At 58.3% G+C, this 14286-nt stretch carries 9 protein-coding genes and 1 pseudogene; 3 read left to right on the forward strand and 7 right to left on the reverse strand.

Translation table 11 applies throughout. The features are described from left to right. Positions 1-284: 284 nt before the first annotated feature. Positions 285-2186 carry a molecular chaperone HtpG gene (gene htpG, locus B2A78_RS08575; RefSeq protein WP_077729569.1) on the forward strand — a complete coding sequence of 634 codons (1902 nt, stop codon included), beginning with the start codon at positions 285-287 and terminating at the stop codon, positions 2184-2186. Between the two features lie 327 nt (positions 2187-2513). After that, positions 2514-2894, forward strand: coding sequence for a DUF423 domain-containing protein (locus tag B2A78_RS08580; protein WP_205780711.1), 381 nt, complete (start codon positions 2514-2516; stop codon positions 2892-2894). Positions 2895-2902: 8 nt separating this feature from the next. On the opposite strand, the gene B2A78_RS08585 is transcribed toward B2A78_RS08580, so the two are convergent. The 6 genes and pseudogenes from B2A78_RS08585 to B2A78_RS08610 all read right to left on the reverse strand — a co-directional run bounded on the left by B2A78_RS08585 (position 2903) and on the right by B2A78_RS08610 (position 11044). Further along, positions 2903-3091, reverse strand: a complete 189-nt coding sequence (locus B2A78_RS08585; RefSeq protein ID WP_077729570.1) for a hypothetical protein — start codon at positions 3089-3091, stop codon at positions 2903-2905. A 195-nt stretch (positions 3092-3286) separates the two neighbouring features. Beyond that, positions 3287-3595: a DUF2288 domain-containing protein gene (locus B2A78_RS08590; RefSeq protein ID WP_077729644.1), complete on the reverse strand. Its 309-nt coding sequence runs from the start codon at positions 3593-3595 to the stop codon at positions 3287-3289. A gap of 262 nt (positions 3596-3857) precedes the next feature. After that, positions 3858-3965, reverse strand: a pseudogene (locus B2A78_RS26565) (DUF2934 domain-containing protein); the annotation flags it as partial. Between the two features lie 549 nt (positions 3966-4514). After that, the gene (locus tag B2A78_RS08600; protein WP_077729573.1) at positions 4515-5675 is read right to left on the reverse strand and encodes a hypothetical protein; all 1161 of its coding nucleotides are present in this window, start codon (positions 5673-5675) and stop codon (positions 4515-4517) included. A 204-nt stretch (positions 5676-5879) separates the two neighbouring features. Continuing rightward, a complete protein-coding gene (locus B2A78_RS08605; protein WP_077729574.1) occupies positions 5880-9329 on the reverse strand; it encodes a translocation/assembly module TamB domain-containing protein in 3450 nt (1149 codons plus the stop codon). After that, positions 9326-11044: an autotransporter assembly complex family protein gene (locus B2A78_RS08610; RefSeq protein WP_077729575.1), complete on the reverse strand. Its 1719-nt coding sequence runs from the start codon at positions 11042-11044 to the stop codon at positions 9326-9328. The genes B2A78_RS08605 and B2A78_RS08610 overlap by 4 nt, the downstream gene beginning before the upstream one ends. Before the next feature lie 101 nt (positions 11045-11145). On the opposite strand from B2A78_RS08610, the gene lysM reads away from it, so the two are divergent. Continuing rightward, positions 11146-11607 (forward strand): peptidoglycan-binding protein LysM, encoded by a 462-nt coding sequence (gene lysM / locus B2A78_RS08615; RefSeq protein ID WP_077729576.1) that lies wholly within the window; start codon positions 11146-11148, stop codon positions 11605-11607. Between the two features lie 248 nt (positions 11608-11855). On the opposite strand, the gene parC is transcribed toward lysM, so the two are convergent. Further along, a complete protein-coding gene (gene parC / locus B2A78_RS08620) occupies positions 11856-14090 on the reverse strand; it encodes a DNA topoisomerase IV subunit A (RefSeq protein ID WP_077729577.1) in 2235 nt (744 codons plus the stop codon). Between the last annotated feature and the right edge of the window lie 196 nt (positions 14091-14286).

Below are 14286 nucleotides of genomic sequence, written 5' to 3' on the forward strand. Positions count from 1 at the left end.
TGCTGGTTGTCCGAGCCACAGCAGGCTCGAAAAAAGTCTAGACGAAAAAAACGTGGCGCTCGTCTCAAAAAACGAAACAGACTTGAAAACGGGAAGGATCGCCCCAAATTCTCATCGTCATCTTATTAACCCAGGGCAGGGATGTTCCGGCGCGGCGACAAGCCGCGTGAGCCAAGGCGGGACGTGTAACCGGCCTTGGCGGTGGTCCGTAAATACCAGGAGGGTATTTACGGGCCTGATTAATAGAGTCGATCCACTTAAACCTCCGGAGGAAAGTCACTGCCATGACCGTAGCAGAAAGCAAGGTAACTTTTGGGTTCGAAGCTGAGGTAAAACAGCTTCTGCACCTGATGATTCACTCCTTGTACAGCAACAAGGAAATCTTCTTGCGCGAGCTCATCTCGAACGGATCCGACGCTGCCGACAAGCTCCGCTTTATGGCACTGGGAAACGATGCGCTGTACGAGGGCGACAGCGAGCTGAAGATTCGGATCGAACACGACAAAACGAACCGGACTTTGACCATTACCGACAACGGCATCGGCATGACCCGCGACGAGGTCCGCGAGAACATCGGGACCATCGCCCGCTCCGGCACCCGCCAGTTCTTCGAGTCGCTGACCGGGGACGAGGCGAAGGACAGCCAGCTCATCGGCCAGTTCGGCGTGGGCTTTTATTCCGCATTCATCGTTGCCGACAAAGTCACCCTGGAAACCCGCAAGGCTGGTCTGGACGCGGCCCAAGGGGTACGCTGGGAATCCAAGGGCGAAGGCGATTACACGCTGGAAACCATCGAAAAACCCGAGCACGGAACGAAGATTACGCTGCACCTCCGCGAAGGCGAGGACGAGTTCCTGGACGGTTGGAAACTCCGGTCGATCATACGCAAATTCTCCGATCACATTTCCTTGCCGATCCTGATGAAGAAGGAAGGGTACGGAGACGAAAAGCCGGCAGCGGACGAGTGGGAAACCGTCAACAGCGCTTCCGCCTTATGGGCAAAGAACAGGGATGAGATTTCGGACGAGCAATACAACGAATTCTACAAGCACGTTTCCCACGACTTTCAGGAGCCTCTGGCTCGCCTCCACAGCCGCGTGGAGGGCACCAACGAATACACCCTTCTGCTCTACATTCCGTCGCATGCGCCGTTCGATCTGTGGGACCGCGACGCGAAGCACGGCGTAAAGCTTTACGTGCGGAAGGTTTTCATCATGGAAGGATCGGAGAAGCTGATGCCCCGTTATCTCCGCTTCGTCCGCGGCGTGATCGACTCCGATTCGCTCCCCTTGAACGTTTCGCGGGAAATTCTTCAGGAAAACGCGCTGCTCGAAAAAATCCGCTCCGGCGCGGTCAAGAAGGTTCTCGGTCTGTTGGAGGACGTGGCCAGGAACGAGCGGGAAAAATACCAAGCTTTCTGGAAGGAATTCGGCCAGGTCATCAAGGAAGGTCCGATCGAAGACTTCAAGAACCGCGACCGCATCGCCAAACTGCTGCGCTTCGCCTCCACTCATAACGATTCCGATGTCCAGAACGTTTCCCTGGAGGATTACGTCGGCCGCATGAAGGAGGGGCAGGACAAGATTTACTATATTACCGCCGAGAATTACGCCGCGGCCAAAAACAGTCCGCACCTGGAAATCTTCCGTCGCAAGGGATTGGAAGTACTCCTGCTGCACGATCGGGTCGACGACTGGCTGGTCAGCTATCTCACCGATTTCGAAGGAAAGCATCTGCAATCGGTGGCCAAGGGGGATCTGGACCTGGGCACCCTTGCCGACGAAGCGGACAAGAAGCATACCGAAGAAGCCAGCAAGGCGTTCCAGCCCATTATCGACAAAATCAGGCAAACGCTGGGCGACAAGATCAGCGATGTGAAAATCAGCGCTCGCCTGACCGACTCTCCGGCTTGCCTGGTCAGCGAAACCTACGGGCTAAGCCGTACCATGGAACGCATCATGAAATCGGCCGGGCAAGACGTACCGGCCAGCAAACCGATTTTCGAGATCAATCCCGATCATCCCCTAGTGACAAGGCTCAAGGACGAGGCGGACGAATCGCGCTTCGCCGATCTGACCCATATTCTTTATGACCAGGCGGTCCTCAGCGAAGGCGGCCAGCTGGACGATACCGCCGCCTTCGTCCGCCGCTTGAACGGCTTGCTTCAAGCTGTCATGCACTATTAACCCGGCCTATAAATATAGGCCGGGTTAATCCGGGGCAGGGATGCCCCGGCGCGGCGACAAGCCGCGTGAGCCCAGGCCGGGCGTGTACCGGGCCTGGGCGGCGGCCCGAAATACCAGGAGGGTATTGACGGGCCTGATTAATAATCCATAAGGCGGCGCTGACCGCGACGATGGATTTAGCCGTTCGGCGATCCTCTGCCGACTCAGCGAATCGCCGAACGGCTGCGTCGGGAAAGGATTCCCGACCTATTCGCAACGCTCTTGTAGGTCGGCAATCCCTTGCGGACGAACCGGAAAACGCTTTAAAAACCCGTACTAGGAGTTATTGTGCACAGGACCTTTCTTCTTCTCGGCGCTGCTGCCGGATTCCTCGGCGTTGCCATGGGCGCATTCGGAGCTCACGGATTACGAGCGGTTCTGGACGAATACCACCTCGCGATTTACCGCACCGGCGTGGAATATCAGATGTGGCATGCGCTGGGTCTTGCCTTGATCGGCATAACGGCCAAACAACTCCCCGATACGCGCCTTCTTGTCAAGGCCGGCTGGTTCATGTTCGCGGGAATCGTACTTTTTTCCGGAAGCCTTTATGTCTTGAGTATCACCGGAGTTCGCTGGCTGGGCTGGATTACCCCCTTCGGGGGCTTGTCGTTTCTCACCGGCTGGTTCCTGCTAGGGCTTTCAGCCTGGCGGCTCGGACGGGAATAACCGACCCTTCAGATCTCCTCGTCGGCGCTCACGGTGGTTTTGCCTCGCTCGTCGTACAATCGGTTGACCGTTTCGAGGAACCATCGCGGGCGGTTGATGATGACGTACAATCCGATCAGCCCGACGACCGGTATCGGAAAAATATCCAATATCATCAAGCCTATCAGCGTGATGAAGCATTTCGCTCTGGTGCTCATAATCTCGGATCCAGACGCTTACTATTAACCCGGCCTATAAATATAGGCCGGGTTAATCCGGGGCAGGGATGCCCCGGCGCGGCGACAAGCCGCGTGAGCCCAGGCCGGGCGTGTACCGGGCCTGGGCGGCGGCCCGAAATACCAGGAGGGTATTTACGGGCCTGATTAATAAGATCGATAGTCTGACCAAGGACTCTAGTGCGCTTTGGGCGGTCGACTCTCTTGCACCAACACCCACGGCGCAACGACCACGGCCCAAAAGGTGCACTTCGAATCGACCCATCGCCTGGCGTGATCGTCGGTCGCCCGCGCAACCTGCCCTCTTTGGATCCACTCTTGCAAAGCGCTTTTATCGTCTTCGGCTATCTTTGCCGCAGCCTCGACCAAGTTCAATTCCGGTCCAATAACGATTAAGACGCCTCTGGCGAAATGGCGCTCCAGCTCCTGCCAGCCGATTTGTCCGGTTTCCGCCGCAAGTTTCTGGCGCAGTTCGGTATCGTGCATTTTGGCTGTTTTTAAAATCATCAAATAAAGGATTGGAATCGAGAAACGCTCGCGAATTCACTGAACCGGCAGCCGCCAAGCTTCGCCTATCGGTCGAATCGCTCGATTATGATCGCAGAAATGGAGGGATAAAAGAGAGTCCTGTTTTTATCCTCATCACATGCGGTGGGGATAAAAAAAGAAGAAGGCAGAAACGGTATATTTGGGTGGGGGATATTTCTGCCTTCTGGGGAAACCGAATCTAGAGAGTCGAAAAACCTGCTTAAAGGGAACCCGCTCTGATTTCCTTTTCAGCCTCTAGCCAATCTTCGACTTCGTAACCTGGAACAAAGCCCCGCTTTTCAGCACGGTAATACGCGGCTTCGGCAATCTTTTGGTTTATCTCGTCATCGGGAAATGGAACCGGATTGCTCGGAGCATCCGACATCAAATCTTCCGACATGTCATCCACGGCTTTCAGCGCTTTCCTAGCCATAGCAAGAGAACCTCCTAATTTCTAATTTCTTTTTCCTTAAAGACAGAAGGGAAACGAGAACCTCCCTGTTCGAAATTGCATCCCAGCCGAACTCGGATTGTCCGGTCACATAGGATCAATTCAAATCCATTGCAACCATCCCGGTTGGATTAAGAATTGTCTCAATCTCCTACGGAACATCCCGGATCCGTCAAGAACGTCCTGTCCTTCGGCAAAAATCCCTCTGCTTCTAAGCCGTATTGCGGTCCTTGTTGGAACGTTCCGGTTCCGAACTCGACGTCATCCTTCGGAGGTTTTGCCAGCCTACGGCTGTCGTTCGAGTGGGTGTATTTAACCGTCGTGGTTTCGTGTGGAGAATACGTAAGAGTTCGTATCCTGCCGGATTAGATTGCTACGATTCGCGGTCGTGGGCTTCCGCTCGCAGGAGGACAGCCGGACTACCCTTTACTCCTGGCTCGCATGGCGCAGCTTCTCGAGATCCCACACCTTGGCGGCATCCCAACCGACGGTTACCACCTTGCCCTGCCTCGAGCATGCGATCTGCTCGATGGAACCCTCGTGTGCGAGCACACTTCCCAGCTTTTTGGCCTCCGCAATATCCCAAAGGTATAGATTGCCGCTTTTCGTACCCACCGCTATCCAGCCTTTCCGGCTTTCGCGGCAGAAACCCGCAATCTCGCTGTCATGATCTCCCAAGCTGGCGATGAGTGTGCCTGATCGCGTATCCCAGAGTTCGAGAACAGGCCCCTCGCGAAACGCCACCAAGAAACCGTCCTGACTCAAACCCAGAAGGGATCGGTCGGTATTGAGCTCGGATTGCTTGGCGATCTCCATGGACGCCGCATCCCAAAACCAAACTTCCCTGCCCGAGGCAGTGACCAAAAGGGGCTTGCCGTCGTCCCTGCGAACGAACGCCAAAGCGTCCGATCCCTCATGCGTAGCGCGCAAGAATTTTCCGCTGCCCGGTTCCCAGATTCCGGCCGGTCCACGGGCGATCCACCCCACGGATTTGCCGTCCGGCGAAAATGCGACGGACTTCACGTCGTACCACTCCACGGCGTAGTCCGCCAGCAGCTCTCCGGTTTTTTGATCCCACAACACGAGATACCCGCCTTCGTGCCCGGACATTCCGGCCGCGATCCGGAGGCCGTCCGGAGAATATGCCAAAGCCTCCAAATAGCGACCGCCGCGGGTCTGAAAGCCGTTCTTGTCCCGGATCAACCGCCGTCCCGTGGTCGAATCCCAAAAATATAGGCTGGTTCCGCCCACCGCCAGAATGTCCCGTCCGTCAGGCGAAAAAATGGGAAGGGCGATGCCGGCGCGTGGCGGCAAGTGCGTGCGCTCGAGCCGGGCGACCAATCCCCGCTGGCGCTGAAGCTGATCCAATGCTTTTTCCGCATCCTGCTCGTGTGGACACGCTTGGCAATCCCGCAGATAGTCCAAGTATCCCTCGATGGTATTCTGGGTTTTGGCCTGCTTCCAGGATTTTCGATCCTCACCTTCATCGCTCTGGTAACGAATCAGCGCGACCAGTACCAGCACCGCAAGGCCTAGTACGAACAATCCGATGAGCAGTTTTTGGATAAACGACAACAACGCGTTCATGATTGAAACAGAATTCCTGAGCGTTTCGATGCAATACCGATGACAAGCTTATTCTTTAAATAACCCTACCGCTACCGGGGTTCATGGAAAGGAATGCTAGCGAACCGATTGCGCCAACGGCAAGCTTGTCCCCTTTCGACGCATTGGCCGATGCGACGCAAGAAATCCGATATCGCTCGTCGACGAGTCGATGGCTCCGGAGCGTTATCTCTCCCATTCGAAAAGAATGTCCGCCCCGCTCTGCTCTCCGGTCTCCGATTGAAGCCGCCAATGCTCATTGAGCTTATAGCGCAGCTTGAACACGTTGCTCGACTGGAATATGCCGAGACCGTATTGCAGGTAAAGCCGCGGCGTTAGGTATTTCCCCAAGAATAGCGATGTGGTTTCGGTGCCGTTCGGTGTTCCGACTCCGATCTCGTCCAATAGTCCCCCCAGTCCGAACCGGCTGCTGATTTCTCTCGCGAGCAGGCTTCCGGCCGCCCCGCCCAGGGAAGAAGCGGCATTTCTCAGCCTGTCGCCTTCCTCGCGCGGCGCAAAGTCCATGGGTTTTCCGGCGATCAGGTAGGCGAGAATGTCCGCTTCGGGCAACGGCGGTATGGAGTACAAGGAAACGTTGGGGTTCTTGAGGGAGCCGAGCACGCGCACGCCGGCGACTACCTGGTCCAGCCTGCGGGTGACGGTAACGTCCAATCCGGGGTTGTCCACCGGCGTGTCCGTGAAAATCAAACGCCCATCGTCTATGGTCAAGTCAACCCCATAGAAGGAATAGGTGCCGTCCTGAACCACGATCTGCCCGGTTCCGCGCGCCTCTTCGTTCGGCTCCTGAACGATTCTTACCCTGCCGCCGATTTCGCCTTGGAAGCCGGCGGCCTTTACTTGAATCTTGTCGCCGAGGACGACTTGAACGTCGCTATGCAGTCGAAACTCTGTTTCCTCCTCGCCCGGTTCGCCGTTGACCAGCACGACGTCCTCGGACGGGGTCACGGCCTGTTCCTTCTTGGGAACGTTGATAAACGCTTCCGGAACATCTACCCGTCCCCGCATATCGATCCGCTGCCGTTCGGTCATGATGTTGATATCCGGCGACAAGTAGACCTTGGCTTCCGGCGTGTCGACGCCGAGAAACCGGGTTCCGTCCAGATTCAAGTTCAAGGGCCAGCCCGCCGTACCGTCAAGCCGCCAGAGGCCGCTCATCCGTACGGTTCCGCCACCCGACATCGCGCTCCCTTCGAGCCGGATTTGTCGTTGGTCTACCGAATTCGCCCGCAGCGTCAGATGTTCGATACCGATGCCCAATTGAGGTACGCGAAAACCGGCATCCGGCACGCTGGCCTCGAGATCCAACAAAGGCGCTCTCGCTGTGCCTTCGATCCCTAAATCCGCCCGGAACGAGCCGCTCAAGCCTTCGATTTGCGCCAGCCAGGGTTCGAACACCGCCAAGGTTTCCAAATCGACGGTCAGACGTCCCGACACCGGCAGATCCTGAAGCTCGGCCAATCGGAAGGTTCCCCGGCTCTCCAGCGCCCCTTGGATGTCCAGGAGTCCCGCCTGACGTATTCCGACTTGCATCGTCAATATTTGGCCGGAAAGATCCGCGTATATCGATGCCGTTTCCGGTCTTATCCGAACCTTCTTCGACTCGTTAACGGTAAGATCGAACGCTAAGCCTTCCGCATCGAGATCCAGAATGCCTTGATCTATCAGATCGTCTTTGCCGCGAAGTACGGCGCTGCCTTCCAGCATGCCCGAGATAGGCATCGGCTCCGGCAATTCAGCCCCGAATAGCTTTAAGGGAACACCCGACACGCGGGCGGCGGCCCACCATTCGCCGCCTTCGGCGATCTCTCCTTCGAAACACCAGCGTGCGTCCCGGTTGGTCAAACAGATTTCCTCGATCTCGCTTCGGGTTCGCCCGAGCTTCAATCTTGCGGGCTCGCGCAGGGTCCAGGAACCCGATCGAGGTTCCTTGAGATCGAACCTGCTCAGTACGCCGCTCCAGGCATCTTCGCGCAACCCGCCTTCCGCTTCGAAGGCTAGCGCATAGGGCGGGCTGTCGATCCGTCCGGTCAATTCATGTCTTTCCCGGCTGCCGCGTCCGGAAAGTCCGATATCCATGGTATAGGTGTCGAAGCGGACCGAATTCCCTTGTAGATCGAAGGTCAACGGCGCGTTGGGAGCGGCGCCCGCATTGAGCGTCAGGCTCAAATCCCGTACGCCGTACTCCTGGTATTTCAAGCCGGCGGCATTGAGCTCCGCTTCGACGGCAGGCGCCGATCGGGCTCCTTCCAGCTTTCCGCTGCTCGTCATCCGGCCTTTGGCGCCCGGCAGCCAGATTCCCAAATCGTCGGACCTCAGTGTCCAGCGGAGATTCAACTGCGGCCCCCAAGCGCCGTCCACCACCAGGGCCGTGGACACGCTGTTCACGCGAAAATCCCGGAACACGACGGCGTCTTCCGGAAATCCGATGTTTCCTTTCGCCTGAACCCGCTGATCCCTTATTAGCCCGTCAAGTTCGACCCGGACATCCGAGCGGGTTCCGGCAACGGTCAACCTTCCTTCGGGACTCCGCCATGCGCCATCCGCTTGCGGCGGCCAGAGCAGGTTCTTCCATCGGGCCTCCAGATCGATTTCCGGTGTTTCCTGAAGACCGCGAACCTGCCCCGAGATAGCGATCTCCGTTCCGGTCTCGGGGAGCCTCAGGATGAGCGCTTCGAGCGCAAGTTCGCCGGGGCCCCGGTAGCTTAGGTCCAAGCGCCCTCGCGCTTGGCCCACGTCCGGCACGGTCAACGCGAAATCTCCGGAAACCTTGGCTGTGCGGCTGGTGCCCTCGCCTTTCAACTGTGCGGAGAACCGCCACGCCTTCCAGTCCCGATCGAGCCGGTCCAACGGAAATTCGGGAAGATCGACCTCGGCATTCCAAGCGCGGGAATTTTCTCGGATCAAGACCTCCGCCGTCACGCGCATTGCCGTCGGAGCCGTAATCCGCTGGACCGTCGAAATCCGCTCCAGGTCTCCTGTAATCCTTCCGCCCCCGGCGATTTTCGGCCGGTCCGGCAGCTCGACGTTCCATGCGGTATCGAGGTCGATAGGTCGTTCTTCGCCGGGAGCGATGGTTCCGCCGAGCGATGCGTTGACCTTGGGCGTTTTCACCGTGAACCGTTCGACCATCATGCGGCCTTCGCGAAGTTTCAGGCCCGCATCGATCCGTTCCAGACGGATCGGCTCCGCCGATTCGGACGATTGCCAGCTTGCATCGCGAATCTCGATCTCGTCGATCGCTATATCCAGCGGCAGACGTAAATCGGGCAACCGGGCGGCTTTCGGCTCCGGCGCGGCTTCGGCGATCTGCAAGACGCGGACATCCCTCAAGCGAACCGCGTCAAGATGCAAGGTTCGATGCAGCAAGGCCCTCGGCCGCCATTCGATCTCGAGTTCCCGGAGGTCTATGCTCAATCGCTCATCCCGGTAACTCAGATCCTTAAGCGAAAATCCGCCCAGCACCGAGCCTGAGGCAGGGCCGATTTTCAAACCGCCGACCCCACGCTCCACCCCGCGAACCAGCCATGTTAGGCCGATCTCGGTCGCGAGCAGCACGTAGCCGACGGCGGCGAGAACAAGAAATACGACCAGTACGGCTGCCGTCAGGCGCTTCATAAATCGGGACCCAGAATCAGATGCACCTGAAACGAGTCCTCCGCCCTCGACAGGGGCACGGCAAAATCGAGCCGAACCGGACCTATGGGCGAACGCCAGCGGGCTCCCAGGCCGACACCATGACTGAACGGTTCGTCGAAATGATTGGCGGCACGTCCGACATCGTAAAAGACGGCCACGCCCCAAGGGCCGAACAGCGTCCGCTCGTATTCGATGCTGCCGACGGTCAGGTAGCGCCCGCCTATGCGGTCCCCGTCCGCATTCCTCGCGCTGATCTCGTTCAGACGATAACCGCGCACGGACCTGTCGCCGCCGGCATAAAAGCGTTGCGTAAGCGGCAGCTCGCTGAATTCGTCGGTCGCGATATAGCCGAGCTGGGCGCGCGCGATCAGCCGGTTGCGCTCCCCCAGGCTGTAGATCCCCTTGGCGTTGAGCCGCAGCTTGAAAAACGAAACATCGGATAGCAGGTCTTTCGAAGCTCCGTTCCCGATCAGGTCGATACGCGCCCCGCGCTCGGGATTCAGCACGTTTTCCGAGCTCAACCAGGTATAACCCAGGCTCGGAAGCAACAAAACCGCGGTCTGCGGACCCTCGCCCACATCGAAACGCTCGCGCTGCAGATCCAGCGACAATACTTCCCGCAAACCCCAACGGGCGGTCGAATGCCTGATGCCGATGCGTGCGACTTCGGCTGTACCGGCCAGGGTATCCTCGGTGCCGATTTGCGCGGCAAAGCCGAGCTGATCCTTTTCCGGACGCTTCAAGGGAATGGCGTATAGCGCGTCGAGTTCGGTACGGATGAGCGACAGCCGCAGGTCGGCGTAGAAGCTATGTCCATGGCGATTCAGGTAACGATTGCGATAGCCCAGGGTTAAGCGCGGGCCAGTGTCAGTGCCGTATCCCGCACCGGCCTGAAACCGGTTTTTCGGCTGCATCGCCAATGAAACCGAAACCGGGACCTGTCGAGCATCCGCCTGCTCGGGGTGCGGGATGACGTCGGCCTTGCTGAAATAACTGCTGTCGAGCAGGTTCTTCTGAAGCCTGACCAGGGTCGAAGAACGAAAAGGTTCGCCCGCGTGGAAATTCACGAAGCGTTCGAGCAGCGACGGCTTGAGCGGTGTCTCCGAGAACGAGACTTCGCCGAAGTGGTAACGTTTGCCGGTATCGAAATGCAGATGGATCTCGGATCGGTAATCCGAAAGATGCACCAAAATTTCAGCACGGCTGAAGCTGGCGTCGAAAAACCCGAACTCGGTCGCGGCTTCCGAGAACGCCTCCTTTCCCTTTTCGTAACGGGTATGGTCGAGAACATCACCCTCCTTCAGCGGAAAGCGTGCAATCAAGGTTTTGAATTCCCGCAGTTCGAGACCTTCGCCCGTCAAGCGGACATCCACTTCGCTCAGCTTGATCGGATCTCCCGGATCGATTCGGTAGACCGCCAGCCAGCCCGGCCCTTCGCGCGTCAACGCCGCGTCGATTTTCGGGCGGTAGTACCCGAACGGTTCCAGCGCTCTTCGGATCTCGTCCGGCGCGCGCTCGTGAGCGATGCGAATCCTGTGCGGGTCGCTCATGCTTTCCGCCTGGGCGATGGTCAGCAGCGCACGGACGTTTCTTTCCAGCCTCTCGTCGAGCCCCTCGATTCTGATCGCAACCTGTTCGGCGCTCCATGCGGATGCGAAACATAGCAAGCAACTGAGCAATAAGATCCACCGCACCCCTGTTCCCCGTAATCCCGTTTGCGCCGAATAAACTCGCAGCACAGATGGTCTAATGATCGCAGAGGCTACAAACACGGAAAAGCAAAGGAGTAACAATCATGGGACTTTTCGATTTTGCAAAGGACATCGGACATCGGCTCTTCAGCGAGGAAGGCCAGGCCGCCCGAAAAATAGAAGAGCACATCAACGAAAACAATCCCGGCATCAAGAACCTGAAGGTGGATTACCGTGATTCCGTCGCCTATCTCTCCGGCGAGGCGGACTCGGCGGAGGCTTTGCAGAAAGCCGCACTGATGGCCGGCAACATCAAGGGCGTCGAAGCGGTGAAGGTGGAAGGCGTCAAGCTGCCGGCAGGCGTAGCTAGCCCCCAGGCGGCGGAGACCTACGGCGACACGCAGTACTACGTCATCCAGTCCGGCGACACCCTTTCCAAAATCGCGCAGCAGTTCTACAAGGATCCCAACAAGTATTCGAAGATTTTCGAAGCGAACCGCGAGGTCATCAAGAACCCCGACCTGATCTTTCCGGGGCAGAAGATACGGATTCCGACCGAGCATTAGAGAGCTGGCGACCGATAACGCCTCGTTCTCCTCGAAACCGATTGTGGGGTGGGTTAGGCACGCATCGCACGGAATCCACAAAGTTCCAGCGGAGTTTCCGCGCGCCGTAACCCACCGGACAAGGCCGCGGTGTCGGTGGGTTACGGCGCGCTGAGAGTCCTGCGATCACGGCATCGTTCGTGGTCATGCGCGCCTAACCCACCCTACACCAGGAGCGCCAATCGGAACCTTGTTTCCGGCCACGTCCCTCAGACTAGGAGCGTCAGTTGCTCCACCCGCTGAAAGCCTTTCGGCAGCGGATTTCCGCGCCGCGCGCGCGATCCTTGGTAATGGGCCAGATCCTTGGCCGTCACGCTCAGGCTACGCTTGCCGCAGTGAACCTTCAGACCGGCGTCGGGGGGCACGGCAGTCATGGCTACTACGTAATCCTGCCGCGCGGCCAGATCCGCCGGTTGAATCTGGATCAGCTTATTGCCTTTGCCCTTGTTGAGGACCGGGATCTCGCTGATGGGGAATACCAGAAACCGGCCTTGCGCGGTGGCGATCGCCACCAGATCGGACTCGGGTTGACCGACCAGTACCGGCGTCAGGACCTTCGCATGTTCCGGTACCGTCAGCAGGGCTTTGCCCGCCCGGTTCTTGGTGTGGAGCTCCTTGAGCTGGGTAATGAAACCATAGCCGCTGTCGGTCGCGAACAGATACCAGTCGTCGTCCGCACCTGCCAGCACTGCCTTGAACAGCGCACCCGGCGGCGGGTTGAGCCGTCCGGTCAGGGGTTCTCCCTGGGAGCGGGCGGATGGGAACTCATGGGCCGGCACGGCGTAACTTCGGCCCGTTGAATCGAGGAAATAGGCCGGCTGGTTGCTGCGCCCGAGCGCGGCAGAGAGAAAGCTGTCGCCGGAACGAAAGGCGAGCGTGGTCGGATCGATATCATGCCCTTTGGCGGCGCGAATCCAGCCTTTTTCGGAAAGAATGAGCGTGACCGGCTCGCTGCCGATCACCACGGTAATGTCCAGGGCTTGGGACGCCTGGCGAGCGACGATGGGGGAACGGCGCGCATCGCCGTATTTTTCGGCGTCCTGTTTCAGCTCGTTCTTGATCAGAGCGTTCAGCTTTTTCTGCGACCCTAGCGTGGCTTCGAGGCTGGCCCGTTCCTTTTCCAGCTCGTCCTGTTCGCCGCGAATCTTGATTTCCTCGAGCTTGGCCAGATGACGCAGCTTCAGTTCCAGAATGGCCTCGGCCTGCACGTCGCTCAGCCCGAAACGCTCCATCAGCACGGGCTTAGGTTCGTCTTCGTTCCGGATGATCGCGATCACCTCGTCGATATTGAGGTAGGCGATCAGCAAGCCTTCGAGGATGTGCAAACGCGCGATGACCTTGTCCAGCCGGTACTGAAGCCGCCGGCGCACGGTCTCGGTGCGGTAGCTCAGCCATTCCAGCAGGATTTCCTGAAGATTCTTGACCTGCGGCTTGCCGTTCAGCCCGATCATGTTGAGATTGACCCGGTAGGTCTTCTCCAGATCGGTGGTCGCGAACAGATGCGACATCAGTTGATCCGCGTCGATGCGCCGCCCGCGCGGCATGATGACCAGCCGGGTCGGGTTCTCGTGATCGGATTCGTCGCGGAGATCCTCCACCATGGGGAGCTTCTTCGCCTGCATCTGGGCGGCGATCTGTTCCATGATCGCGTTGCCGGACACCTGGTGGGGCAATGCGGTGACGACGATATTCCCTTCTTCCAGCTCCCACCGCGCCCGCAAGCGGATCGAACCGTTCCCGGTCTGGTACATGCGGACGATATCTTGGCGCGGGGTGATGATCTCGGCTTCAGTCGTGAAATCCGGACCCTTGATCGAGTCGCATAGCTCTTCGACGCTGAGCCGGGAGTCGTCCAACAAACGAATGCAGGCTCCGACCACCTCGCGCAGGTTATGCGGCGGAATATCCGTCGCCATGCCTACCGCGATGCCGGTCGAGCCGTTCAGCAGCACGTTCGGCAAGCGCGCCGGCAGCAGGGCCGGTTCGTCGAGGGTGCCGTCGAAGTTCGGCAACCAGTCGACCGTACCCTGCTCCAGCTCCGACAACAGGGTCTGCGCGTACGGCGTCAGGCGCGCCTCGGTATAGCGCATGGCTGCGAAGGATTTGGGATCGTCCGGCGAGCCCCAGTTCCCCTGTCCGTCGATCAAGGGATAGCGGTAGGAAAACGGCTGGGCCATCAACACCATGGCCTCGTAACAGGCCGAATCCCCGTGGGGATGGTATTTACCCAATACGTCGCCGACCGTGCGGGCGGATTTTTTATATTTGGCCTGGGCCGATAAACCCAGCTCGGACATGGCGTAGACGATGCGTCTTTGCACCGGCTTGAGTCCGTCGGCGATATTGGGCAAGGCACGGTCGAGAATGACGTACATGGAATAATCCAGGTACGCCTTCTCGGTGAAATCTTTCAATGGTATGCGTTCGTGGGAAACGGAATTCACGGTTTTTTCGGTAGAGAGTGAGCGATTGATAAACAGAAGAGCCTGGGCGGTTGCATCTCCGCCGATGTGTTAAGGAAGCTCTGAGTAAGTGGATTTCGATTATGGTTCGACAAGCTCACCACGAGCGGAATCAATACCTTACCGTTCGTCCTGAGCCCGTCGAAGGACTTAATCAGAGCTTCCTTAACTGATCATT

The sequence above is a fragment of the Methylocaldum sp. 14B genome (assembly GCF_002005105.1).
Taxonomy (GTDB): domain Bacteria; phylum Pseudomonadota; class Gammaproteobacteria; order Methylococcales; family Methylococcaceae; genus Methylocaldum.

Excerpts from the sequence above, each read along its gene's own strand:
- htpG (WP_077729569.1), top strand. The coding sequence starts at position 285 with ATGACCGTAGCAGAAAGCAAGGTAACTTTTGGGTTCGAAGCTGAGGTA.
- B2A78_RS08585 (WP_077729570.1), bottom strand. The coding sequence starts at position 3,091 with ATGAGCACCAGAGCGAAATGCTTCATCACGCTGATAGGCTTGATGATA.
- B2A78_RS08590 (WP_077729644.1), bottom strand. The coding sequence starts at position 3,595 with ATGCACGATACCGAACTGCGCCAGAAACTTGCGGCGGAAACCGGACAA.
- B2A78_RS08600 (WP_077729573.1), bottom strand. The coding sequence starts at position 5,675 with ATGAACGCGTTGTTGTCGTTTATCCAAAAACTGCTCATCGGATTGTTC.
- B2A78_RS08605 (WP_077729574.1), bottom strand. The coding sequence starts at position 9,329 with ATGAAGCGCCTGACGGCAGCCGTACTGGTCGTATTTCTTGTTCTCGCC.
- lysM (WP_077729576.1), top strand. The coding sequence starts at position 11,146 with ATGGGACTTTTCGATTTTGCAAAGGACATCGGACATCGGCTCTTCAGC.